The organism is Tolypothrix sp. FACHB-123, from assembly GCF_014697075.1.
Classification (GTDB): domain Bacteria; phylum Cyanobacteriota; class Cyanobacteriia; order Cyanobacteriales; family Nostocaceae; genus Aulosira.
Map to the genome: position 1 here is coordinate 30,339 of NZ_JACJRE010000026.1, position 26,404 is coordinate 56,742.

Genomic DNA, 26,404 nt, shown 5'->3' on the forward strand with positions numbered 1-26,404 from the left:
GCCATGCCCTCTAGAATATTATTGATGTGCCACTATAATCCATTACCCATTAAAATAAATGGTGACCAATAGTAAGGATGTGCATAATTATTTGCATTGTCTTGATTTCTTGGAGATGCACCAGGCTTGGGTCTAACTTCAATACCACCACGTTGTTTATCATTTCCTTTCGTAACTTTATTCGCGTGTAATAAACTCAATTGTGCTTGCCGTAATGCTTCTGATTTTGTCATTTTACCAGTAGCTAAATTTTTATAAAATTCTTGCATTAATTGGGCAGTACTAGCATCACTAACTAACCATAGAGAAGCGATTACAGATTTAGCACCACGTACCATAAACTCATGAGCCGTAGAGTTAATTTCTATCCCATCTTGCTCAAGTGAATCAGCAAGGGCGCTACGACAAGCAGACAGTACAACTAAATGAACTTTTCCCAAGCCAGTCAGAGTTTTAATTTTAGGAATCGTTAAATAATCGCCTGTTCCTAAGAGTATAAATGACTCGTATTTCTTAGCTTGTTTGTTAGATACAAATTCACCATGAGTAGCTAGGTGTAAAATTTGCTTACCAGCAAGATTATCTCGTAGAGTCCGAAAGTCAAACTTTTTATTCAGGAACTGCAACCCCGGATAAATTTTAACAATGGTTTCAATTTCTTGTTGAACACTCGGTAAACTAGAAAATTGTCCCACAGCTTCAGATACACCCATTGCTAATACTTGAGTATCTTTACCTGCTTGTAAGTTGGGTTCTTTAACATCTGTTAGACTCGATGAAAGTAGGTTGTGAACGCTGTATTTTTCAATTAAATATTGTTTGCCATCATACAATGCACTCATAGGAACATAACGCACCACCCTATCAAGCGCAAATACAAGATTTTTCACTGGGTTTGCGTTCAACTCTGGTTCTAAGGGTTTAATCAGTAAGTTATATAGCTTTTGACTAGCTAATTGTATTTTGGGAATATCAGCAGCCGTGCAAACAACACCAGGTTTTTCACAATGTTCCATCAAATTCCGAAATTCTTTGACTGCTTTTCCTAAATCTTTTCTACTAACTTGCACTTCAACAGCCTTATGTACTCCTCCAGGTGCAGTCAATAGCAACCACATTTTATCTTCTAGAACAAAAGGAGAAATCATGACTGTACCTGGTTGGGCTTCCACAATTTCTATAGCTTTACTTTTAATTCGTGGATCAAAAGCACCATCATCTTTTTCAATTCGGGAACGTATCTCTTCTTCGATTGCTTTTAAGTCTTGATCGTATTGGGTATTGATAGCCTCAACTTGGTCTAAAAGTTGACTTTTTTCACTTGGGGAACATTTCTTTTGTTCATCACATTCTTTAATCTTTAATCCCAAAGCAATTAAAGAGTTATTTTTTGCTTGAGTTCTCGCTTCTCTGAGATCTCGTACATTAATTAAATCTAATACCTGCTGTGCTTCTGCTGTACGTCCCTGTTTAAGTAATAAATCAGCATATTGACGATACATATCAACGGTTTTTACTTTGTCAAAGCCAGCGATTGTTTGCCAAAAAGATGCTTGTAAATCTGGTGTCAGTCCTTGAAAACCGCGTCTTATTTCCTCTGCACGAATGAAAGCTTCTCTAAAATTTTTAATCGCTTCTTCAGGTTGATTTAAATCGGCATAAGCACGACCTAATCCAGCATATATACTGGAATCATCACCTACAGCTTTCGCTGAAACTTTAATTGCTAAAGCTTGTTTATATATATTTATTGCCTCTTGCTTTCTACCAAATTTGTGATGAATCAGCCCTAAAAGTGTCAGTGCAGTTTTTTCATCTTTAGGACTTTGAGCTTTTCTCGTAAGTGCTAGGTAAGCTTGGGCTGATTCCATTGCTTTTTGGTCATTATTTAAATCACCATAACCTACACTTAGTACTACATTCGCTAACATTTCTAACCAAATCGTCTTTGTTTTTTGAGAAATAGCTAACCCCTGATTAGCCAATTCAATAGTTTTTTGCGGTTCGCCTTTAGCAAAGTGTACATAAGCGAGCAAAAATAAACTCAATCCCTCCAATTGGGGGTTTTGCAGTTTCTTGGCTGTCGAATACGCCTGTTGAGATAAATCGAGGGCTTTTTGATAATCTCCAAGTGGGGACACGTAAAATGTGGTTTGATTAACTAGTGCCAAAAATTCAGAGAAGGGATTTTTATCTTGCTTGGCAATTGTTAAGCTTTGTTGTAATAATTCCAGAACTTTCTGCAAGTTTCCTTGAGCAGTATAAACATCCTTAAGGATATTCAGTGCATCTAATTTAAGTTTGATATTTTTGGTTTTGTCTGCTGTCTCCAACAGTAATTTTGCTAATTCCGTAGCTTGTGAATAATTTCCCATTGCAACATACACTGTAGCAAGTTGCTTTAATGCATCTGCTTCCATAGCAGAATTTTTAATTTGTTTAGCTATATCTACAGCTTGTTGAATAAGTTTAATAGCCCGATCAAATTCTCGCAGCGCAGCATATAAATCACCTAAACTAATTAATGCTGGTGCTTCTAGTTCTGGTTTTTTTAGTGTCTGTACTAAATCAAGACGCTGTTGAGCAAATTTTAAAGCTTTATCATACTCTGCTAATGCAAGATAAGACCTACTTAAATTTGAAAAAACAAATGATTTTGTTTGCCAAGCATTAGATTGTTGCTCTTGAGATAATTTTTTAATATCAATCGCTGCTATCGTTGTTAAAGCTTGCTCTGCCAATTCAATCGCTTTTTGGTAGTTTCCTAGTACCTGGTTACTACTGGCAATATTTAATAAAGCTAGCACTTCCCAAATCGGGTTTTTAAGTTGTTGAGCAATTTCTAACTGTCGCTGATTGAGTTCAATTTTTTTGGTTTGATTTTCTAGTGATCCATAAATTATAGCTAGAATAGATAAAGCAAAATCTTCCGCTTCCAAATTTTCAGACTGTTGGGCAAGTTTGAGACCTTGTTCAGCAAATTCCTGTGCTTTATTTAAATCTCCTAAATTTTGATAGATATTTCCTATTAAAGTATAAGCGTTGCTTTGGATTCTAATAGACTCCTTTTCATCTGATTTTTGTTTCAAATTTTTGGCAATCTTTAACCCTTTTGGTGCTAAATTAATAATTTTATGAGCTTCGTTGATAGCGAAAGTATAATCTTTTTTGTTTTTAGCAGAGAAAGCGATTGAGTAGTGCGATCGCATGGTTAATATCAGAGTTTTTAGCTGCATATCCTGAGCATTAACTGCTTTAAAAAGAGTTAATGCCTGCTGATAAAATTCTAAAGCCCGCGCTTTATCATCTTTATCATAGTAAGTATTGCCTAAAAAGAAGAGAATGTTACCTTGTACTAACTTTTTATCTACTTTTCGTGCATTTTGTAATTCTTGTTGATAAAAAGCTATCACCAGTTTATCTTGTTTTTGATTACCGTAAGTATTCCCTATATTAGAAATAATATTGATTTCCAGAGATTCATTTTTAGCTTTTCTGGCAAGTGAAAGTGCTTGTTGATAAAATTTTAAAGCTGAGTCATATTGTTCCTGGAGAAAGTAAGAACTTCCTATTTGATTGATGATTTTACCTTCAATATTAGTCTCTTCTGCTTCTCTCGCAGCCACAATTGCTTGTTGATAAAAATTAATTGCTTGTTGATATTGTTTTTTCCTAAAATAACAATCTCCTATTCCAGCAATAATATTAGCTTTAAAATCCTTATATCTTATCTCTGGTGCAAATACTAGTGCTTGCTGAAAAAATTCTAAAGCAAGGTCATATTTTTCTTGAGTAAAATAAGTATTTCCTATCCATTGAAGAATATTACCTTGCAAGGATTTATTATTAGATTTTCTCGCATTAACTAATTCTTGCTGATAAAAGGCTATTTTCTGATCGTATTGTTTAAGATCGTTTAAGGCATTTCCTATTGACGAGATAATATTTTCTTCTGCTGGGCTAATTCCTGCTTCTCGAATTAGAGGTAAAGCCTGCTGATAATACTGAATTGCTTGCTCGTATTTCTCTAGCTCAAAATACATTGCTCCTATCTGCTGCAAACTTCTACCTTCCCAAGCACGGTTTCCTACCTCTCGGTTTACTGTTAGTGACTTGTTGTACCATTCCAAAGCGCGAGTATAATCATCTGCATTCCAATAAACTTGTCCTATTCTAAATAGAGTAAATCCTTCTTGAAACTTGTCTTTTAGTTCTTGGTGTAACACCAGTGCTTCCTGTAAAAGTTTCAAACCTTGTTCTTGTTTTTTCAAGAAAAAATAAGTAAATCCCATTTTACTCAGAGTCACTGCTTCCCCATTTCTATCTTTTACTTCGCGACGAATTGCTAAGGCTTGTTGTAAAGTTTGTAGCGATTTTTCATCTTGTGACAAACTGAGGTAAACCCCACCCAAAATATCTAGGGTTTCGCCCTCGCCAGCACGGTCTTTAATTTCCTGACGAATTGTTAAAGCTTGTTGTAAAATTTCTAATGCTTTGTCGTTTTGCTGTAAACCGTTGTAAAGCAGTCCGATATTATTCAGGGTTTCTCCGATTCCAGCTTTATCCCCCAACTGTCGCCGTATTTCTAGCACCCGTTGATAAGTCTGCAACGCTTTGGGATATTCCCCACGCCGATATTGCTGTACCCCTTCTTGAAATAGTTTATCTGCTTCTACTTTCCGGTTGTCGCTTGTTAGGTTTTGTGCAAAAGCCTGTGATATCAGCGTCTCGCCTGTTTTAGATACACAAGGAATTGCAACGGATAAAAGCAGAGAAGATGCAATAAGAACAATATATTTCAGCCGAAAGTTCATGGTTCAAACCCTAAGGTATTCTGATTGACAAGATTCACAATCAGTATTTCTCGTGTTTTTACGGAGAAATACTAGATTATTGTCTTATATCTATGTATATTTCTGGACGAAGGGGAGGTATGCAAGTTTTAACGCGAAATTCTCGCTTTACAGAAAAATCCTCACTCAATCCTGATCAAATAGTTCTCTCACTTACCCGAAATAACGCCCGCAGGCTGGAAGCCTGAGGCTAACTCTACAAAGCCCGGCTTCGCAGGCTCAATTTCTTTAGCCTGCTAAAGCCGGCTTTGTTCTATTAGCCGCACCCTTATAGGGTGACGGCGGAAATTCGGGTAAGCGATAAGTACTTATGGCTAAGAAAGGGATTTGTGGGGTTTTTTGATGACTGAATCGATGCTTTAGCCGCCCAAAAACTGCATATCCCCCACTCGCCCAGAGTTAAGAAACAATAACGACTGGAATCCAGGGGAGATGAGACAATTAACAACTAATAATTAACAAGACCAAATTACCAATGAGCAAGTTAAAATATTGGACACTAGTAATACTGGATGGCACAGGCGTAGACGCAAAGCGGCTTGTCGCTAGACATCGCACAACGAAAGAATTGGAAAATGCCAAGTCTTTTTTTGCTGCTACCTTTGCAGATTTCCCAAATATTAATGAAGTCTCAGACACAGCTATACAACAGCGATTACTGGAATTATCTCGCCATCCTGAATCGCAGCAAAGCTTATTAGCCCAACGCTGTTTACTCTGTTTTATATCCTGGCAAATTCAACAAGCTTGTTCCAACCTCGCCCGCCAATTTGGCGATTTTCACGGATTTACTGAGGGCGATTTATTAGCTTATGTTCTTGATGACGATGGAAGTTTACAACCATCAACTAGTTATCAATCCTTTGCTAGAGAAATTTTACAAACATTTGACCCCGAAAAAAGCCTACTCAGTAGTTGGACAAGCCGCAAATTAAAACAGCACGATGAACTAGAAACTTTTCTTTTAGAATGTGGCTTGTATCTTGTAAGAGATTGGGCAATTTTGAATGATACCCAACCAAAACAATTACCAAAAATTTTAGGTGAATTTCATTACCTCACGCCCAAAGAAGTTGAACAAGCGCAAAAATTGCTTGCAGTTTATCACAAAATATATCGTGCTGAACGCTGGCAAAAACTAGCTGAGGGCAGTAGAGTAAAATGCCAACCGCCAACAAATCAACAATTACAACAAATGGCACAATTATTAGAGTCAAAATTAACGCCAAAAGCCGTATCTCGCTTATCTCCTGAAAATGTGCTGCGACAATTACAAAATCTCGCCGCAAAACTCAGACAGTACCGCATTCATGTTAGGGGTGGGTTTTTACCTACAGAATCTTTAGATTTAAATTTTCAAGAAAATTACTCTTTATTAGAGAAAGTCGCTGCTCCAGATTCAGGAAATATTCTGGATGATATTGATGAAGAAGAAAAATTTTTAAAATTATATAAACAACAAATTTTAACTTGTTTAGATTCAGCCTTAAATGAGGTGACAAAATCCCGTATCAACAAGCTGAAAAAGAAAGATTTAACTCAAGCTAATAGATTTTTACTAGGGCTACAATTGTTTCACTGTCAGCGTTTATCAATGAGTGCGATCGCCCAACAATTAGGCTTAGGTGCGCAATATAAAGTCACCCGCTTATTGAAACTCAAAGAATTCCGTGCTGATGTGCAACATAAGACATTAGAAAAATTAAAACAAGCTGTTATTCAACTAGCCCAGGAATACTCCACACCTGAGCGTTTAGCCAACTTAGATCAGCAAATTACCGCTGCATTAAATGCAGAGATTACTAATTTAATCAACCAAGCAGAAATTGAAGCTGTAAGTATGCACCATCAACCCCAAATGAGTAATTTTTCTCAAAGACTTTGCCAACAATTAGATAACAATTTGATTCAATAAACAGAAATTTTAAATTTAGAAAACTACAAAATTTTAAACAAGTTAAAAAAATTTCTTAACTTCTGCCCTCAGTCTTCACAATCAATATTCACGCATTTTTACTATTATCATGAATACCTTACCCATGTCCTTTGAATTTGAAAGTTTACCAACCGAAGCCATTAACCTAGACAATCAAGAAATTGATCGCGCAATAGAACTTAGTCGCCACATTCCCAATGATGCACATCAGTGGCAAACTTACTTAAATGCTTTGGGTTTATTTATATTTAAAAAATGGTTGCAAGAACGCGATACCAATCTCAGCATTAATTGGGAAGATTCAACAATTAACCAACCAGCTTTAACAAATATTATTCCTACTGTCACTAATTTACAGACTGGGAATTTTAAACTTTGTCTAATTACCATTGGTAATTCCTGGAATGAGCAAATCTCTTTATCTAGATTAGTCGTAGACTTACCCGAATTTGTTCCCCATTTCTATGTATTTATCGAAGTTTTAGAAGAACAAGCATGTGGAGTAGTTAGGGGATTTATTTCTTATCCTCAACTACAAGAAAATCTCAATAATTTTCCAACAATATCACCCCAAGCAGACTGGAGTTATGAAATACCTCTAACTTGGTTTAACAACGAACCAAACCGCTTATTATTGTATTTACGTGCTTTACAACCAGATGGGATTACCTTACCCCCTATACCCGCCAACCGCCAGCAAACATTAGCCGCTCTAGAAAGCGAATTAGTATCATTACTTTTGCAATTACAAGAACCAGATACCGAACTTTGGCAAATTTTAAATTGGCAACAAGGAAGCGCCGTTTTAACTTCTGATGAATTGCTGGATTGGATTTATAAATTACAAACTAATAATCTAAATATAGAAAATCCCTCCAGCGAAACATCTTTATCAGCAACATCTATTAGGGATTTAATTAAATTAATTACACAACCAGCCATCAATGTCGGACGCTGGTTATGGGATGAATTAGACGAAATAGGGGAATCATTATCTTGGACATTATTACCAAGATTAACACCAACTAGAGAAATGCGCAGTCCAGCCGAAGAATTACAGGCGATCGCATTCCAATTGCAAACACAAGGTGTAGAAATTCCTTTAGTAGCTAGGAGTGGATATCAAAGTTTTCTCTTAGCTGGAATTCCCTTAAGATTATATGCAGTAGCCTGGAATTCCTCGACAATAAGCGAACCCAATTTATGGAGTTTGTTGTTAATTTTAGGTGCGCCTTCCCCAAATACCCTACCAGAAAATTTTAAATTTCGCGTCAGCGATAAAACTGGGATATTAACAGAACACAGTGTGAATCCACAACAGCGCAACTCTTACTTATATACTTGTTTGGTTGGCGGTTGGGATGAAAAGTTTATTGTGACTGCAAGTTTAGGTGATGATGTAGAGGTGACATTACAGCCGTTTGCTTTTGATATTACAAGGTAAAAAACGGTTGACGGTTGACGGTTGTCGGTTGACTGGGAAAACAGAGTTTTTGTGATTGACTAGCTTAAAAGTCAAATGCGATCGCAGTAAGACACAGTTTGAAGTACCCAAAAACGACTTTGAGGTACCTCAACACGACTTTGAGGTACTCCAACACGACTTTGAAGTACCCAAAAACGACTTTGAGGTACTCCAACACGACTTTGAAGTACCCAAAAACGACTTTGAGGTACTCCAACACGACTTTGAGGTACCTCAACACGACTTTGAAGTACCTCAACACGACTTTGAAGTACCTCAACACGACTTTGAAGTACCTCAACACGACTTTGAAGTACCTCAACACGACTTTGAGGTATCTGTTACTTGTAGCAAATTGCTTTTAGTTGTCATTACAGTGTCATCAACGGTTAACAAAAGCTTATTTTCTGCAATTTTGGCAATTTTCACGGCAACTTCACGAAATCTTCAGCATTCTTACTTAAAGAAATACTCGACAATATCTTTAACCGCCAAAACTGCATACCCCCCCTTGGCTGAGAAGTAAGAGTAATTACACAGATGCTGAAGGACTAATCAATGCGCCATAAGCTAGATTTGGATAAAAACCGCGAAAATCGTTTGTCAATATTGTTTTACCAGGTGGTAGTAGCGATCGCCTTACTTTCCTTGGCGTTCCCCCCTAGTGTAGCGCTATCACAAGTGAAGCAAACTGGGAATCGGAGAACAGATAAATTAACAGCGCAAGCGCAAACAAGAGAACAGCGCCAAAAAGAGGCTATTACCCTAAGTAAACAGGGATTTGAGCTTTATAGTCGAAGTCAGTACCGACAAGCCTTAGAGTTATATGAACAAGCGTTAGTAATTTGTAGAGAAATTGGTGAAAAAACAGGTGAAAGTGTAATTCTCAACAATATTGGGGCAGCTTACGACAGCCTGGGAGATTATCAAAAAGCATTAGTTTATTATCAACAAGCTTTAGTCATTGCTCAAAAAATCGGTGATAAAGCTGCTGAAGGTAATCGGTTCAATAATATTGGGCTAGTTTACAAAAAAATGGGACAGTATCAACAAGCATTAAATTATTACCAAAAAGCTTTAGAAATTGCCAAAGTCACTGGTAACAAGGCTGCTGAAGCTGTAATTATCGATAATATTGCTAACATTTACCATAGCTTAGGACAATACCAAAAAACATTAGATTATCGTCAACAAGCATTAGCTATTTTTAGACAAATTGGTGCTTTAGCTAATGAATCTACTGTTCTTAACAATTTGGGAGGATTTTACCTCGATAGGGGAGACTACCAACAAGCATTAGATTATTATCACCAAGCTTTAACCATTTCTCAAAAAATTGGGAATAAGAATAGTGAAGGCATTACTCTCGATAACATTGGTGCGATTTACATGAAGCTAAGAGAATATAAGAAGTCATTAGAATATAGTCAAAAAGCATTACTAATTTTTCAACAAATTGGTGCTAAGGAAGATGAAGCTATTACTCTCAATAACATGGGATATTCTTATATTGCATATGGTAATTATTCTGAAGCAGAAAAATCCCTAATTGCGGCTATTGATATTTTGGATTCGCTACGCACTAAATTAACTGATGACCAGAAAATATCCATATTTGAACAACAAGCTAAAACATATCTCTTTCTACAAATAGCCTTAATATCTCAAAATAAAATTGCTCAAGCATTAGAAATTTCTGAACGTGGTAGGGCTAGAGCATTTATTGATTTATTAGAATCACGTTCAAACAATTCTCCAAAAAATACAACCCTTAAACCATCTAATCCATCCATTGCTCAACTTAAACAAATTGCCCAAAAGCAAAAAGCGACATTTGTTGAATATTCTATAATTGACGATTCACAAATCTACATTTGGGTAGTTAAACCCACAGGTGATATCGCTTTTCAAAAAGTTGATTTAACATCTATCAAAACACCACTGCGCAAATTAGTAGAATCAAGCCGCGAATCAATTGGTGTTGTAGGACGTGGTATCAGGGTAGATTATAAAGGAGGAACTAAACAAGCCGAAAAGTTAAAGCAACTTCATCAATTATTAATCGCACCTATTGCCAAACATCTACCCAATAACCCAGATGAACGGGTAATTTTTATTCCCCATGAATCCCTATTTTTAGTTCCCTTCCCAGCGCTTCAAGATGCTAATGATAAATATCTAATTGAAAAACATACCATCCTGACTGCCCCAGCAATTCAGGTATTAGAATACACAAATAAACAAAATAATCAAGCATTAAAAACTAAATCTTTATCAACAGATAATGCATTAATTATTGGCAATCCAATTATGCCTTTTATTGGTATTCCACCTAAACAATTGATTCCTTTACCTGGTGCAGAACAAGAAGCCCAATCAATTGCTAAATTACTCAACACTCAACCTCTCATTGGTAAACAAGCAACGAAATCTACTGTATTAGAGAAAATCCAAAATGCCAAAATTATTCACTTTGCTACACATGGTTTACTCGATGGTTTTGGGGAACGGGTACCGGGTGCGATCGCACTTTCTCCCGACTCTCCCCCATCAGCCAAGCAAGCAAACGAAGGACTATTGAAAACCACGGAAATTATTGATTTAAAACTCAATGCAGATTTAGTAGTTTTAAGTGCTTGCGATACCGGAAGAGGTGAAATTACTGGTGATGGTGTGGTGGGTTTATCCCGTTCTTTATTGACTGCGGGTGCAAAAAGTGTGGTTGTGTCGCTGTGGTCGGTTCCAGATAATTCAACCGCAGAGTTAATGGTAGAGTTTTATCAACAATTGCAGCAAAATCCAGATAAAGCTAAAGCATTACGTCAAGCGATGTTAAAGACAATGAAAAAGCACGATCATCCCATACATTGGGCGGCGTTTACATTAGTAGGTGAGTCAGAGTAATCGGGGGATTTTCCATCCATGAAATTTATTAATAATTAATCACTTATGACTAATTTTTATTTAAAAATTCAAAAAGTTGAGCAAACCTGCTTATTTGAATTATCTTGGGGTCTGCATCAGCAAATAATTGCGAAACTTAATTATCCACAAAATATCATCACTTCTCACGAACAATGGCAGAGAACTTATATTAATTTTTATAGTAGCCAATTGCGGGGGAAAGTAGTCAATAAGGGTGTAATTATACCGCCTCCTGTAGATTGGCAAGGTCAATTGGTGCAAGCGGAAGCTAAACTTTTATATGACTTTCATCAATGGTTACGTAGTGAACAATTATATGATATTCGCAAAAAAATTACTAAGCAAGCTGTAGATAATTATAAGCATGAATTAAAAGGAAATCATCCTAACAATATTAATATTTTTATTAGTTGTAACTCATGTGAATTAGAACATTTACCTTGGGAAGCATGGGAAATCAGCACCGAATTTACTGCCGCTAAACTGCGGATTGTGCGTCAACCGCTGAATATTCTTCAAGCAGTGACAACTACTCAAAAACCAGGTTATCGAAAATCTAAAATACTCGCGATTTTTGGCGATGACACTGGTTTAAGCTTTGCCGAAGAAACTCGCGCTATAGCATCACTCGAAAAACTAGCTAATGTTAAAGTTAAAGTTATTCGCTGGCAAAAAGAGAAAAATATTAATCATTGGAAAGATGAAATAGTTACTGCTTTAACTACTGAAAACTGTGATATGCTTTTTTTCGCTGGTCACAGTAATGAAACTACTTTTACTGGTGGACAACTTTCAATTGCGCCGAATGTGACTATTGCTTTAAGCGAAATAGAAAAGCCGCTAACTACTGCAATTGATCGTGGTTTAAAATTCGCTATCTTTAATTCCTGTGATGGTTTAAGCATAGCGAATAAATTAATTGACTTAGGTTTAAGTCAAGTAGCAATTATGCGCGAAAAAATCAACAATCGCGTAGCCGGGGAATTTTTTGTGCAATTTTTAAATGCACTTAAAGAATATCAGGACGTTCACGAAGCATTATTAACAGCTAGCGATTATCTCAAAATTGAAAAAAATCTTACCTATCCTAGTGCTTACCTAGTTCCTTCTTTATTTCGTCATCCCAATGCAGAATTATTTCGTTTGCAACCGTTTGGATTTAAACCTTTTATTGAAAAATTGTTACCAAAACGCCGGGAAGTTTTGGCATTAAGTACATTAATTTTTTTAAGTCTGATTACGCCTGTCAGAGAAATTTTACTCGATACACAAATTGGAATGCAAGCAGTTTATCGAGATGTGACGCAACAATTACCAAAAGACAAAACACCCCCAGTTATATTAATTCATATTGATGATAAATCGTTAAATGCAGTTAATACTAAAGCTAATAAATTTAATCCCCTTGATCGCAGCTATTTTGCTAGGTTAATTGATAAATTGACCATCGATAAAGCCAAAGTTATTGGTATAGACTATCTTTTTGATAGAGTCACCGATGAAGATAGTATATTAGCAAAGTCAATAATAAATTCTCTCAATAAAAACGGTACGTGGTTTATCTTTGGCTCAATATTAAATCGCCATCATCAAGAGGAAAGAGTAATTAAGAGTGTTGCTAATCTTAATCAAACTCAGCAAGGTTATGTGGATCACCGCAATGGTCATTTATCATTAGTCAGTACAAATAAAGATTGTCTGCAAAGCTGTCCTTTTACTTACTTAATCACATTAGTATCTTGGCTAAATCAAGAAAACTTACCGCAGAACCTACCCCAGCCACAAGCTTTGAGGAACCATGATTTACGTACAGATTTAATGCAATATTTAGGCGATCGCCCAGCAAATTCATCGTTAAATCAAAAATTAGATAAATTACGTTTAGCAAAAATTAGTAGCTTTTCTGAATATTTTGGACAAGCCTGGTTATACCCCATTATTGATTTTTCCCTACCGCCAAATCAAGTTTATCAGGTAATAAATGCAGGCAATTATTTAGATAATAAAACTACTATAAACAAAGAAAATTTAAAACAGCAAGTTGTCTTAATTGGTGCGGCTGGCTATAAAGAATCAGGATTAGCGAATGGCCATAGCGATACTTTTACCCTACCACTGGGGGTGGCTTATTGGCGGATGCAAAATCCTCAAACGGGCTTGTTACGAGATATCACTGGAGTCGAAATCAATGCTTACATGATGCAAAATCTCATCAAACAACATCTGATTATTCCTATTCCTGACTTGTGGGCGATCGCAATAATGATATTTTTGGGTAAAGGGACACAATTATTCTTATTGCAACGTCAACAAAGTAAAGGTGGTAGTCGTTTATTAATGGCTTTACTTGTGGGTGGTAATGTAATTTATGCATTGCTAGCTATGCAAATGTATATATCCTTAAGTTTGTTAGTACCTTTGTTTTTACCATCTGCTACTTTCTGGGTTTATATGTTATCGGTATTGAGGAATAAAGATGCTTAATAAAATTACTGCAATTCGGTTGTTAATGTTGGCAGGTTTAACATCGGTGATGATTGTTCCTGCTTTGTTAATGATGCCAGAAGTCACTATTGGTCAAAACAGAGTTCAGCGTACATCATTAACAGGAATTATTGATTGGTTACTCGGCAAGAATCGCAAACAAAAGCCAATTTCCCGCGGTGACTTATGTCTTGTTTCTCCCCAGGGAAAAATTTATAGTACTAATCCGGTCTTTTTATGGAAGGGAAAATTAAATAAAATTGCTGTGGCGAAATTACCCAGCCGGAATAATTTTTGGAATGCAGACAATTTGACACAGGATAATTTAGCAACTTATACAGGTGCAGAAGCATTAGAACCAGGAGAACAATATCAATGGAAAGCTTTCCTACATAAAAATCCCTCTCTATTTGCCAAGTTTCAAGTATTGGATGGAGAAGAAAGACAAAAAATTACTGATGGCTTGGCGGCTTTAGAAAAGCGATTGCAAACCCAAGGTGCAGATGAAAAAACAATTGCTTTAGAAAAAGCGGCTTTTTTTGCAGAACATAATTTAAGGTCTGATGTTTTACAGCAAGTTTATTCTGTACCTAATTTGGCACAGGATTTATCATTACAGACAAAAGATTTATTAGATAAATTATGTAAAAACGAGCAAAATCAGCAGCAAGTTGTATCTGCGAAAGTCGTGCAGTAGTTTTATAGACGGTTGACTGTTGACTGAAGAAAGGCAGAGGGCAGGAGGCAGCTATGATGAAATACAATTTTTGCCCGATGTCAAAAGGGTATTGAGCCGCCTAAATTTATTTATGAAAAAAAGTAAAAATATTTTTTTCGAGACGCGCAAGCGCAAGAAAAAAGCGGACTTATCAAATTCCCTAAATTTATTTATGGGGATTCCCTTCTGCCCTCTGCCCGACGCTCGAAGACTCGCTAACGCTGCGCTATCGTACTTCTGCCTTCTTAATGTTGCTTTGATGTAATTACCCTACCCAATTTTTTGATGGACAAATTTGCATAGCTTCCATACTTCCAGAACTATAAATAAGCAGTAAATTCCCAAGATAAAATTTAAAACCTATGTCTCAAATCAAACGCCGTCAATTTTTGCAATTTGCTGGTTCCGCATTGGCGACAATGGGTATTAGCCAGTTAGATATTATGCAGCAGGGAGATAAATACGGCAAAGTTTTAGCCCAAACTTCTCAGCGCAAACTGGCGTTACTGGTGGGAATTAATAACTATCAAAATGGAATTCCGCAACTTTCTGGTTGCACATATGATGTGCAGTTACAAAAACATTTACTAATTCACCGCTTTGGTTTTAAAGCGGAAGATATTGTCACACTCACCGATGCACAAGCTACGCGCCAAAATATTTTAACAAAGTTTGAAAAACATTTAATTAATCAGGCTCAACCTGGCGATATTGTTGTCTTTCACTTTTCTGGACATGGTTCGCAAGTAGTTGATCCCGATAAGGATGAGGAGGATGGACTCAACAGTACGCTGGTTCCCATTGATTCCAGAATAATTCCTGGCGATCGCAGTGGTATAGTTCAAGATATCATGGGACATACGCTGTTTTTACTCATGTATGCATTAAAAACAGATAACGTCACTATGGTTTTAGATTGCTGTCATTCTGGTGGTGCAAAGCGGGGGAATTTTCTGTTACGCACTCTTCCCGGAGGAACAGATTATCGCGCTATGGATGCAGAATTCGCCTATCAGCGCCAATGGTTAAAGCGATTGAATTTATCAGAAAAAGAATATATCAATTTGCGTCGTCAAAATATTGCTAAAGGAGTTGTTCTGGCTTCTGCTAAACGCGATCAATATGCTGTTGATGCAACTTTTAGCGATTTTGCTGCTGGCGCATTTACTTATGCTTTGACTCAGTATTTATGGCAAAAACCAGCAAATCAATCTGTTAAAAAAGTATTTGCTGATGTCAGTCGGAGTACGGCGAATTTGGCATATCAAAATTATGCAATGCAATACCCAGAGTTAGGAATTAATGTCAAAGAAAATTCTAACCCACCGCTTTACTTTACTCCCTTTACAACAGCCTACGCCGATGCAGTTGTGACCCAAACTAAAGGTAATGAAGTTGAATTATGGTTAGGTGGTTTAGATCCCCAATCATTAGAAGCATTTAACCAAGATAATGCAGCTTTTAACTTTGTTGATAGTAACGGTAGAGAACGGGGATTAATTAATTTAAAATCGCGTCAAGGCTTAGTTGCTAAAGGCAAATTCAGCATAATTACCAAAGGAGTTTTTCAATTACAACCAGGAATGCTTTTACAAGAACGGGTGCGGGGTATTCCCACTGATATAACTTTAAAAATTGGCGTTGATGACTTATTTGATAGTAAAACTGCTGCCCAAGCTACACAAGCTTTAAAAGCTCTGAACCGCATTACTCCCGTACCTTTGAGACAACAAGAAGTACATTATATTTTGGGTCGAATGACTCAAGAAAGATATCAGGAATTACAACAATTTAAGTCCCCATATTTACCCGCTATCGGCAGTTTAGGTTTATTTTTCCCCTCTCTAGACCAAATTATTCCCAAATCTTTTGGTAATGCTAATGAAACTGTAACTGCGGCTGTAGAACGCTTAAAATCTAAATTAAAATCATTATTAGCGGCGCGAATTGTCAAAAATATGGTGGGTAATACCAATTCATCCCACCTGAAAGTTAATGCTTCGATGAAGATTGCTAATAGTCAACAGGTTATAAGTGAAACTTTTACAGTTCGCGGTCGGGATAATACGAAACAACCTGTAACTACAACTGATACCACAGATAATGGAATTCCCAGATTACCTGTAGATACGCAAATTGCTTTTCAAGTGGAAAATTTAGAATCTGTCCCGCTTTATCTCAGCATTTTAGTGATTGATTCTGAAGGGGAAATGGCGGTGATTTTTCCGGATAATCAACTTGTAACTAATTCAGCAGAAACAGTGCTAATAGAACCAGGCGAAAAGCGAAATATTCCCGAAAATGATGAGATGACTCTGACTATTAGCGAACCATTTGGCATTACCGAAGCTTTAATTATTGCGAGTACATCCCCATTAAAAGAATCATTGCAAGCGCTGCAAAGAATTGCCAAAAGAGGAGATACTACTAAACGTTCTGCATTTGCTGCAACTGACGAATTTTTAGATGTAGCAGATAAAATCCTCCAAGATTTAGATACTGCAACACGTAGCGGTACAAGTAATATAGCTCAACAGTTACCTCCAGGGGTGCGCGGCGTTGATGTGAAAAAACTAGCGGCAATGTCAATTACATTAGAAGTAGTGCGTTGAATTTGAAAAGTGCGATCGCATCCTGATTGTGATGAATGCGATCGCATTTTCAATAAATTTAAATATAAATTATACCAATTGGAAAAAAGAATACGACAGATTGTAGGGGCACTGGCACTGCCATGCCCTCTAGAATATTTTGATGTGTTGCAAAGATTATTTGAATTGGTATTAGATTGTAAATTGCTTCAATCCCAATATATCTTCAGGTCACGGCAGTGCCGTGCCCCTACAGCGTGGTGTTTCACCGCTTTCAATCACCATACACATGCAAAATATTCGTCTCCCCAAAATCACCATCCTGTACAGGTAAGTTAGGAAATATTTTATACGGCTTTAATACATTTTCAATATCATTACGGAGATGGTCTAAATTATCACCATCAATAATGCCGTTTTCCTTGAGCGCAGATATCAGCGTTTTCAGGCTTTCTTCACCCGAATCTGGCACAACTGGATGATGCACAATCCAGCGAATTGTTTGCATCAACCTTTGAAACGTCGCTAAATCAGAATATGGGTGAGGCGGTGAGGGGGATACAGAGGGATGAACAACTGACAACACTTCGGCAATCTCAGAGCATCGCTGACTACTGACTACTGATAAATCACCAATGAAATTATTTTTTTGTAACCAGTGTAAATCAGATGCGATCGCCTGAGCATCGGCGTAGACGCTACCACACAATTTCCCCATACAGGCGCTAACTTCTTCCAGAGAACTGGCAAACTCAGGAAGCTTACCAAATATACTTTCTAGCTGGCTGGGTTGAGTTGCTTGGAGATTTCCTATCCCTGGATAGCGAATAATCAGCGAAATCAGATGCATTAACCGTTCAAAATCTACTAGTTCGCTGTAGGGGTGTAAGGTAATGTGGCGATCGCGGTTAGCGCGGTTAATAATACTATGGGGAAGCTGTTCGATGTGGTGGTATATTTCCTGAAAGTCGAAACTTGGTGAAGTAATATTAATTTCCTTTACCGCCGCAAAGCCTTCTGCTGCTATCGGTGGAAAATCTTGCAAAGATTTATACATACTCTCAATGATTACCTGTGGTACTTGGCGATCGCGCTGTTGGTTGTGTAATTTGCAAATGGCGATGGGAGTGCGTAAATACCAAGCCATCCACACAGCAGCAGGAGTCAGCGCTTTGAGTTTCATCAAAAAAAGCATCCGCCACATCCGCTTAGCGTTAGTCGCATCATAAATTACACCATAGCTCTGAGCGATACCTTCGGTAAGCGGCGCTAACGCCTCGACAATCTCAGCAATAACTTTCTCCTCAATCGCTAACCAATCACCTTGAATACTTGCATCCCCATACAGTTGTTGACGAATTGTATCAGTAGAAACAATCCGATAATTGCCCAACTTTGCTAACTCCGCTGCAAAAGTAGACTTTCCGCTACCAGGAACACCAATGAGAAAATGACAAATCATAACCAATCCAACATAAAAGTTTTTCCGTCCCCATTTTTTTGTGAAGTTGCGCTAAATTCTCTATATAACCACCCTTGTCTTTTTTGTTCAAAGATCAAATAGGCTTGCTAGATAATTCGGTTTTCTGAATTTTCGCGATCGCATCTTCATCCAGAATGGCTATAAATAGATCGAGCAAAATAAATATAACTTTACTTGGGAAAATTTATGAAAAGAAACTTTTTGACCGCTGGGACGATTTTTGTGATTATCGGCTTGGCAATACAACCGTCAATCACATCCGTCAAAGCAGAAACTTCATTAGAAGCTAAACAAGTCATCAATAACCCGCCAAAAACTTCCCCTACAGCCAAAAACAAGCCTATAGTAGTAGAATTGCTCAACCCAGGAACGGGAGACAAGCAGCAATTGCGCTTTCAACCTCAAGTCAACTTTCAGCAAACTTCCAATATGACTATGAAAATAGACATGGAAATGTTGATAGCAGGTCAAGCCTTACCCAGCATCAAACAGCCAGCAACCGTAGCAACAATACAGTCAAAAGTCACCAATATCGATGCCAATGGTGATATTCACTTCGAGTTTTCTTACTCTGATATAGATTTAGTAGGCGATACAAATTTACCACCACAATTACTTAATCAACTACGTTCGCAAATCCAAAAGTTACGCGGTGTCAAAGGTACTGCAATTGTAGATAATCGCGGCTACACCAAAAAAACTAATATGGATGTGCCAACGGGGTTAGATCCAAACCTCAAACAAATGATGCAACAAATGTTGAGTTCGATTGAGCAATTCTCTTCTCCACTTCCTCAAGAAGCAGTAGGTATAGGATCTCAGTGGCGAGTTAGCTCAACACTAAATTTAGGCGGGATGAATTTTCAACAAATCACTACCTATCAGTTAGAAAATCTCAAAGATGGTGTAGCTACTCTCAAGGTAGGTGTAGAACAGATAGCATCACCCCAAAAGTTGACTACACCGGGATTACCTAAAGGAGTGACATTAAATCTTAAATCCTATAAAGGCACCGGTCAGGGGCAAATAATTATGGCACTTAATCAACTGATGCCAATTAAATCAACTATGTCCTTAGTAAGTAATACAGAGATGACTCAAAACGCTGTCGGCACTGTAGAAGAAACTACCATGAATCAAGAACTGTCTATGACAATGGACATAGAATCAAAGTGATATTGGGTATGGGGCATTGGGCATTGGGCATGGGGGAGCCACTGCGTTGGACGGGTTTCCCGACTTGAAGCAAGTGGCGTCATTGGGCATTGGGCGTTTCCTGCGCTCTGCTCTCTGCCTTTTTTCGATCAAGCACTAATAATTGTTGAGACTTCCAACTGAATTGAATAGAATTAATACAATATAAAAAGATGCTCTAAGACTTTTGAAACTTAGCCCTGAGACCTGACAGATTGCTCGCTCAATTTGGATTTAAGGTCTCAAAACGTAGATTGTTTATACCAGCATTTGTACTTAGTTAAACGGCAAGCCGTATAGTATTGTCATACCCCTAAAAGTAGAGATGAAGGGTGCAAAACAATATCTATTAATTGGCAAAGTTACTACTAAGTATAGAGGAATTATTTTTAATAATTTGTAGTCAGGGATATGCACTTGAATGCTAATCACAGAAACTACATGAAAAAATCTCCAATTGCGTCTTGAGACATAAATTTTCAAAAAATAGAAAAACGCATTTGGTAGGTACAGCAATGACACACATCGAAGGCACCTTCACAGGAGCAGGAGGGCTTGACCTTTATTACCAAAGCTGGCAACCAGAGGGGGAATTACGGGCGATTATTGCCATAGTCCACGGATTTGGGGCGCATAGCGGCTTATTTGTCGATGCAGTACAGCATTTACTCCCGCGAGGTTATGCTACCTACGCTTTTGACTTGCGAGGACATGGGCGATCGCCCGGACAACGAGGACATATTAATTCCTGGGCTGAGTTACGAGAAGATTTACATACTTTTTTAACCAGAATTCAGGAACGAGGGCCGAGTTGTGCGTGTTTTTTGTGGGGTCATAGTTTAGGAGCTGCGATCGCAGTAGACTATGCTTTACGCTTTCCCCAAAGTTTGCAGGGCCTAGTCTTAACAGCACCAGCTTTGGGAAAAGTTAACCTCCCAGTGCTGCAAGTTGCATTAGGGCGAATGCTTTCCCAAGTCTGGCCTAACTTTAGCCTGAAAGTAAGTCTGGATAAAAACTCTAAGTTACACAGTGCAAATGTAATTCATACTCAAGATCCATTACGCCATGAGTATGGCACTGCTAGACTAGCTGCGGAGTTTTTCGCGACAGAAAAATGGGTAGAAAGCCATGCTAGTGAATTACAAGTTCCTTTGTTAATTATGTATAGCAGCGCCGATTCCATTACACCCCCAGAAGGTAGCATGGCGTTTTTCCAAAAAGTCAGCTTACCAGACAAAGAATGCTATGAATATCCTGGAGACTATCACGACTTCCACCTAGAGGTTAATTACCAAAAAGTACTAGGAGATTTGGTGAATTGGCTAGAAAAGCATTTAGATACAGAAATAGACAATCCATCTGCCAGATGTATGATAAAAATACCTACTTTACAAACTGAAAATTTTACCAGGTAAAGTTTTTCTTTGCGAAAAAGATACAAAGGTTGTCGTTGATCCCCAGCATGTTCTACATTATTATTAGTACAGAAAAGCAGAGTTTAAGGCAATGGCTCTGTAATAGCCTGATGTCTTAAAAACTGATAATCCTGTCTTTAATAGAATCAAATTAAAAGGGTAAATTTAGCAGTCTTCAGGCGTTAGGTATCAAAAGTCGGCATCTGAGACATTACCTCGTCTGGCATTTATTTGGCTGAAGTAGAAAAAGATAATTGATTATTGAATCAAACTGATATCTTGTGAGGATGAACGCTGGTAATTAAAACAAAAGCGGAGGCTCAGTGACAGAGTAAAGCTGGGATTTTTGAATTATTAGTTATTCACCAAATTTGATATTCAAGTCTGTTGATTGACAAAATCATAGTTATCAGAAAATAACTCATAAAAACATCTGATAACTGATAACGAGGGGAAGAATGATAAATTCTTCTGTAATCAAATGTTATCTACAAATAAGACTTATAGAGCGCCTCCTAATTCTGGAGAGGTAATTTTAGGGCGAACTTTGCTTTCTTTATTAGATGAAGCGTGCGATCGCTTTCCTAACCCCAGCGCTTTCAACCAGTTTACAGACAAAGGCTGGGAACCTTTATCTAACCACGAATTGCACACGGCTGCGGCGGAATTGGCTTTAGGCTTGCTGGATTTGGAGCTAGAAAAAGGCGATTGTATTGCTTTACTCATGCACAGCGATGTCAAATTTTGCATTGCTGATATGGGTTCCTTACTCGCAGGTTTGGTAAATGTGCCAATTGATTTAACTCAAACAATTGAACACATTATTTTTATCTTGCAGCACACAGAAGCAAAGGCGCTGATTATTTCTAATTTAGAATTATTGTCTCAAATTCTGCCTTATTTAGAAAATACAACTCATCTCCAGACAATCATAGTTGCTGATGTGCCTGATGATTGGCATCAACAACATAAAATAGGAATGAAAGTCTTTTCATTAGATGAAATTCGCTCTCAAGGTAGAGATAAAAACTCTGAAGTTAGGGTAGAAGCACTCAAAGCCAAAATCATAGCTGATGACTTAGCAACTATTATTTACATTCCGGGAATTACAGGAGAACCTCAAGGGGTAATGCTTACCCATGAAAATCTCTCTGCAAATGCACTCGCAATGTTTACAGGAATTCCTGATTTAAAATTTGGTTCTCAGGAGGTAATTCTTTCTTTTTTACCATTAACGCATGTTTTAGCCCGTGTTTTTGTTTACGGTCATATTAACTATGGGCATAGTATTTATTTTAGTAATGCCAATAAGGTATTAAAACACCTGAAAGAAGTTAAGCCAACAATCTTTGCTACCGTTCCTTTGCTGTTAGAAAAGGTTTATGCAAAGTTGATAGACGTAGGAGATAAACACCCAAAACCGAGTAAAAAAGTAAAAGAAAATTTACCACATCAGCGCGTTACCATCTTACCCTTTAGATTTCCGACTGCAAGTGAGGCGAAAACAGCACTTTCTAACCTGCGAGAAGCTACTTTAAAATTGTCTACCACGGGGAGAAACTTAAAAACGCATTTACTGTCTTCTCGTAATGCGATTTCCACCAGACAACTTTATCTTCCCATATCCCAATCGATGATGAAATGGGCAGTAAAATTAGCTCATAAATATGAATTGGGGAAAAAATTACAACATCACGATGCGTTGATGTTGAAAGTAGCAGATAGTTTTGTATTTTCTCAATGGCGGGCTGTTTTTGGTCGGAATATTAAATATCTACTTAGTGGAGGTGCAGCTTTAAAACCAGAGATTGTAAATTTATTTGCGGTTGCGGGAATGAAAATTTTACAGGGATATGGTTTAACAGAAACTAGTTCAGCCGTAAGTTGTAATCGCAGTCAATTTAATCGTGCTGGAACTGTAGGCGTACCCATTGCGGGTGTAGAAGTTGCGATTGCTGAAGACGGGGAAATTCTTACGAAAAGTCCCTACAATACTCAAGGTTATTACAACAATTCAACAGCAACTCAGCAATTAATTGATGTTCAAGGTTGGTTACATACAGGCGATTTAGGAGAATTTACCCCTGACGGTTTTCTGAAGATTTCTGGTTTAAAGAAAAGTCGGTTTAAACTTTCTACAGGTAAGTATGTCACACCCCAACCGATAGAAAGCAAGCTGGAAAAATCTCCTTTAATAGCGCACGCTGTGACTGTAGGCGCTGATTGTAAGTTTTGTTCGATGCTGATTTTTCCAGATTTAGAAAATTTACATCAACAGGCTATAGCTATTGGAATTGATGTATCAGATGAAGAGTTGCTGCAACATCCTTGTATTATCGCTTTATATCAAGCGTTGGTTGATGAAGCTAATTGTCATTTACCCCATTGGTCGAATGTAAAACGATTCCATCTGATTAATTTTAACCTGAATGTTGAGAATGGTATGTTGACATCAACTCAGGAGGTAAATAGGGTCAAAATTTTAGAGGTGTTTGCTCAAGAAATTAATGCGATGTATGAAGAAAAGAGGGCAGTGAAGGCAGGAAATGTCACAATAGAACAAATAAATGAGTTATGTCCGGCTAATCAGACTTTTTCTTGTCCTACGTTTGCGCAGTCTCTTAATTCGTAATGCTTAGGTGGTGAAGATTATTAAGAAATGAACCGCCAAGTGCGCCAAGTACGCCAAGAGAGGAAATTTATTAGGAGTTTTTGCATTAGTAACGTAATTTTTTGATAAATAAGTCTTTATTCAATCCAAAATCCAAAATCTAAAATCTAAAATCGAAGAAGGAAGGGTGATGTATGTTTAAGCCGTTCCGAACAGCCGCAGTATTAGGTGCGGGGGTGATGGGAACTCAAATCGCCGCCCATTTAGCGAATGCTGGTTTAACAGTTCAATTATTAGATATTGCGGCTAAAGGCGACAATAAAAATGAGATTGTAGAAACGGCTTTTAAAAAAGCACTCAAGCAATCTCCGCCAATTTTATTTACAGAAAAAACAGCGCGACGCATTATTTTGGGCAATTTTGACGAACATTTTCACCGCATTGCTAATGTTGATTGGGTAATTGAAGTTGTCGTGGAAAATCTCGCTATTAAACAAGATTTGATGGCGCGAATTGAAAGTACTATTCGGGATGAGGTTGTAGTATCTACTAATACTAGTGGTTTACCCATCAATCAAATTGCTCAAGGGCGTTCTGAGTCTTTTCGTCAGCGGTTTTTAGGTACTCACTTTTTTAACCCTCCTCGCTATCTTAAATTATTAGAGTTAATTCCTACACCTGATACTGATACGCAAATCCTCGCAAGAATGCAATGGTTCGGGAGGATACATCTAGGTAAAGGTGTGGTAGTAGCTAAAGATACACCCAACTTTATTGCTAACCGCATCGGGATGTATGCAACGATGTTGGGGATTAAGGGTGTGACTGAGCAAGGTTATACAATTGAAGAAATTGATACTTTAACAGGAGTCATCGCCGGACGAGCAAAATCAGCGACATTCCGCACGGCTGATTTGGTAGGTTTGGATACATTGATGTATGTGGCTAGGAACCTTTACCCAGCTATTCCCAACGATGAAAGCCGGGAGGTTTTGCGAGTACCAGCGTTAATGAAAAAACTTGTAGAAACTGGGACGTTAGGTGCAAAAACAGGTCAAGGATTTTACAAAAAGCAAGGTAAGGAAATTCTCTCGATTAATCCGACGACTTTAGCTTATGAAGCAGCGAAACCGTTAGATTTAGGGGATATTGAGGGAATTGGGAAGATTGGTAATTTAGGCGATCGCCTGCGCAAACTCTACCACGATCCTGGTCGTGCTGGTAAATTCTTCCGCCAATCCACCTTGGAAATATTAGGTTACAGCGCCCGTCGCATTCCCGAAATTGCTGATAAACCCGCAGATATTGACAGGGCGATTCGTTGGGGTTTTGGTTGGGAACTCGGCCCCTTTGAAATTTGGGATGTCCTCGGCTTTGAGACTGTATTAGCAGACATGAAAGCGGCTGATATATCTGTGCCAGATTGGGTTGAAAAGATGCATGATAATAGAGTGCATAGTTTCTATCGTCAAGACAGACTATCTTGGGCTGAACAAAAGGTAGTTGAAGCCTGTGCTGTTTGTATTAGCGAACAACCAAAAGCGCCAACAGACGAAATTCTGATACCAGCTATCAAAGAAGATACCAAAAATATCTTGTGGGAAAATTCAGAAGCTTCTTTGTTAGACTTGGGTGATGGAGTCGTTTTATATGAATTTCATTCCAAAGGACATACCCTAACTTTAAAAGTCGTAGAAGGATTAGCTCAAGTCTTAGATATTATCGAGAACAGCGATTACCGGGGTTTAGTCATTGGAAATGAAAGTGCAAACTTCTCTGGTGGCGCGAATTTGGCAGAAATGGCCATGTTGGCGCAGACAGATAACGGTAAAGGGATTGCTGATTTAATCGTTAAATTCCAAGCATTACTGCAACGCATTAAATATTTCCCCAAACCAATTGTTGCAGCGATTGTGGGGCGGGTGTTAGGTGGAGGTTGTGAATTAGTTTTAGCTTGTCCTCATGTGGTAGCAGCAGCAGAGACTTACATCGGATTAGTAGAACTCAGTGTAGGTTTAATTCCTGGCGCTGGTGGGATTATGCGCATGGTTACCTGGGCTAATGACAAAGCCGCTAGTGAATCACCACAAGATATTCAACCCTTCTTAAGGAAAGTATTTGAAACGATTGGGATGGCGAAGGTTTCCAGTAGCGCCTATGAAGGACAAGAATTAGGTTTCCTTTCACCCACAACCAAGATTGTGATGAATTCCGACAGACTTTTATCTGTGGCGAAAGAGGAAGTGCTGTGTTTGGATCGGATAGGTTATACACCACCAACAGAACGTAACGCCATCATGGTGTTAGGGCGTCAGGCGCGGGCGATGTTGGAACATGCGGCCTATGTGATGCAGCAGGGCGGTTATATTTCTGAATATGACCATTATTTAGCAACTCGTTTGGCGTATGTCATGACTGGAGGGGAATTAACTGCGCCTGCGTTGGTTGATGAGGACTATTTATCGAAATTGGAAAGAGAGTCCTTTTTACCATTGTTGCAGCAAGCAAAAACCCAAGAAAGATTTGCTCATACGTTAAAGACAAAGAAGCCTTTGCGGAATTAAGGGTAGAGAGAGTAATAGCAGTTCTATGTGAGTTGTGAGAATTACTTTTTTTATGAACCGCCAAGTACGCCAAGTACGCCAAGAGAAGAAAGAGAGAATTTTCTGAATCATTTAGGACTTATGCACATTGTACAAATTCTTGGCGCTCTTGGCGGCTTGGCGGTT

Annotated in this window: 13 protein-coding genes; 11 read left to right on the forward strand and 2 right to left on the reverse strand. The window is 38.0% G+C overall.

The window, feature by feature from the left end:
• Nucleotides 1-32: 32 nt before the first annotated feature.
• A complete protein-coding gene (locus H6G41_RS17930) occupies nt 33-4,814 on the reverse strand; it encodes a tetratricopeptide repeat protein (protein ID WP_190747540.1) in 4,782 nt (1,593 codons plus the stop codon).
• 514 nt (nt 4,815-5,328) lie between these two features.
• Between H6G41_RS17930 and H6G41_RS17935 the strand changes: the two genes are divergently transcribed.
• The 7 genes from H6G41_RS17935 to H6G41_RS17965 all read left to right on the forward strand — a co-directional run bounded on the left by H6G41_RS17935 (nt 5,329) and on the right by H6G41_RS17965 (nt 16,993).
• On the forward strand, nt 5,329-6,768 hold the full coding sequence (locus H6G41_RS17935) for a hypothetical protein (protein WP_190747541.1): 1,440 nt from the start codon (nt 5,329-5,331) through the stop codon (nt 6,766-6,768).
• A 109-nt stretch (nt 6,769-6,877) separates the two neighbouring features.
• Nucleotides 6,878-8,233 carry a DUF1822 family protein gene (locus H6G41_RS17940; protein WP_190747542.1) on the forward strand — a complete coding sequence of 452 codons (1,356 nt, stop codon included), beginning with the start codon at nt 6,878-6,880 and terminating at the stop codon, nt 8,231-8,233.
• A gap of 55 nt (nt 8,234-8,288) precedes the next feature.
• On the forward strand, nt 8,289-8,780 hold the full coding sequence (locus tag H6G41_RS17945; RefSeq protein ID WP_190747543.1) for a hypothetical protein: 492 nt from the start codon (nt 8,289-8,291) through the stop codon (nt 8,778-8,780).
• Nucleotides 8,781-8,812: 32 nt separating this feature from the next.
• On the forward strand, nt 8,813-11,158 hold the full coding sequence (locus H6G41_RS17950; RefSeq protein WP_190747544.1) for a CHAT domain-containing protein: 2,346 nt from the start codon (nt 8,813-8,815) through the stop codon (nt 11,156-11,158).
• A 45-nt stretch (nt 11,159-11,203) separates the two neighbouring features.
• Nucleotides 11,204-13,663, forward strand: a complete 2,460-nt coding sequence (locus tag H6G41_RS17955) for a CHASE2 domain-containing protein (RefSeq protein ID WP_190747545.1) — start codon at nt 11,204-11,206, stop codon at nt 13,661-13,663.
• Nucleotides 13,656-14,360: a hypothetical protein gene (locus H6G41_RS17960; RefSeq protein WP_190747546.1), complete on the forward strand. Its 705-nt coding sequence runs from the start codon at nt 13,656-13,658 to the stop codon at nt 14,358-14,360. The genes H6G41_RS17955 and H6G41_RS17960 overlap by 8 nt, the downstream gene beginning before the upstream one ends.
• A gap of 383 nt (nt 14,361-14,743) precedes the next feature.
• The gene (locus H6G41_RS17965) at nt 14,744-16,993 is read left to right on the forward strand and encodes a caspase family protein (protein ID WP_190747547.1); all 2,250 of its coding nucleotides are present in this window, start codon (nt 14,744-14,746) and stop codon (nt 16,991-16,993) included.
• A gap of 253 nt (nt 16,994-17,246) precedes the next feature.
• Here the strand turns inward: H6G41_RS17965 and H6G41_RS17970 are convergent, their stop codons facing one another.
• Nucleotides 17,247-18,434 carry an ATP-binding protein gene (locus H6G41_RS17970; protein ID WP_190747548.1) on the reverse strand — a complete coding sequence of 396 codons (1,188 nt, stop codon included), beginning with the start codon at nt 18,432-18,434 and terminating at the stop codon, nt 17,247-17,249.
• A gap of 207 nt (nt 18,435-18,641) precedes the next feature.
• Here H6G41_RS17970 and H6G41_RS17975 point away from each other — a divergent pair, with 207 nt between their 5' ends.
• From H6G41_RS17975 to H6G41_RS17990, 4 genes are all read left to right on the forward strand, one after another.
• Nucleotides 18,642-19,631 carry a DUF6263 family protein gene (locus H6G41_RS17975; RefSeq protein ID WP_190747549.1) on the forward strand — a complete coding sequence of 330 codons (990 nt, stop codon included), beginning with the start codon at nt 18,642-18,644 and terminating at the stop codon, nt 19,629-19,631.
• A gap of 533 nt (nt 19,632-20,164) precedes the next feature.
• Nucleotides 20,165-21,064, forward strand: a complete 900-nt coding sequence (locus tag H6G41_RS17980) for an alpha/beta hydrolase (RefSeq protein ID WP_190747550.1) — start codon at nt 20,165-20,167, stop codon at nt 21,062-21,064.
• A gap of 481 nt (nt 21,065-21,545) precedes the next feature.
• Nucleotides 21,546-23,696, forward strand: coding sequence for a long-chain fatty acid--CoA ligase (locus tag H6G41_RS17985; protein ID WP_190747551.1), 2,151 nt, complete (start codon nt 21,546-21,548; stop codon nt 23,694-23,696).
• Between the two features lie 173 nt (nt 23,697-23,869).
• The gene (locus H6G41_RS17990; protein ID WP_190747552.1) at nt 23,870-26,239 is read left to right on the forward strand and encodes a 3-hydroxyacyl-CoA dehydrogenase/enoyl-CoA hydratase family protein; all 2,370 of its coding nucleotides are present in this window, start codon (nt 23,870-23,872) and stop codon (nt 26,237-26,239) included.
• The last annotated feature ends 165 nt before the right edge of the window (nt 26,240-26,404 follow it).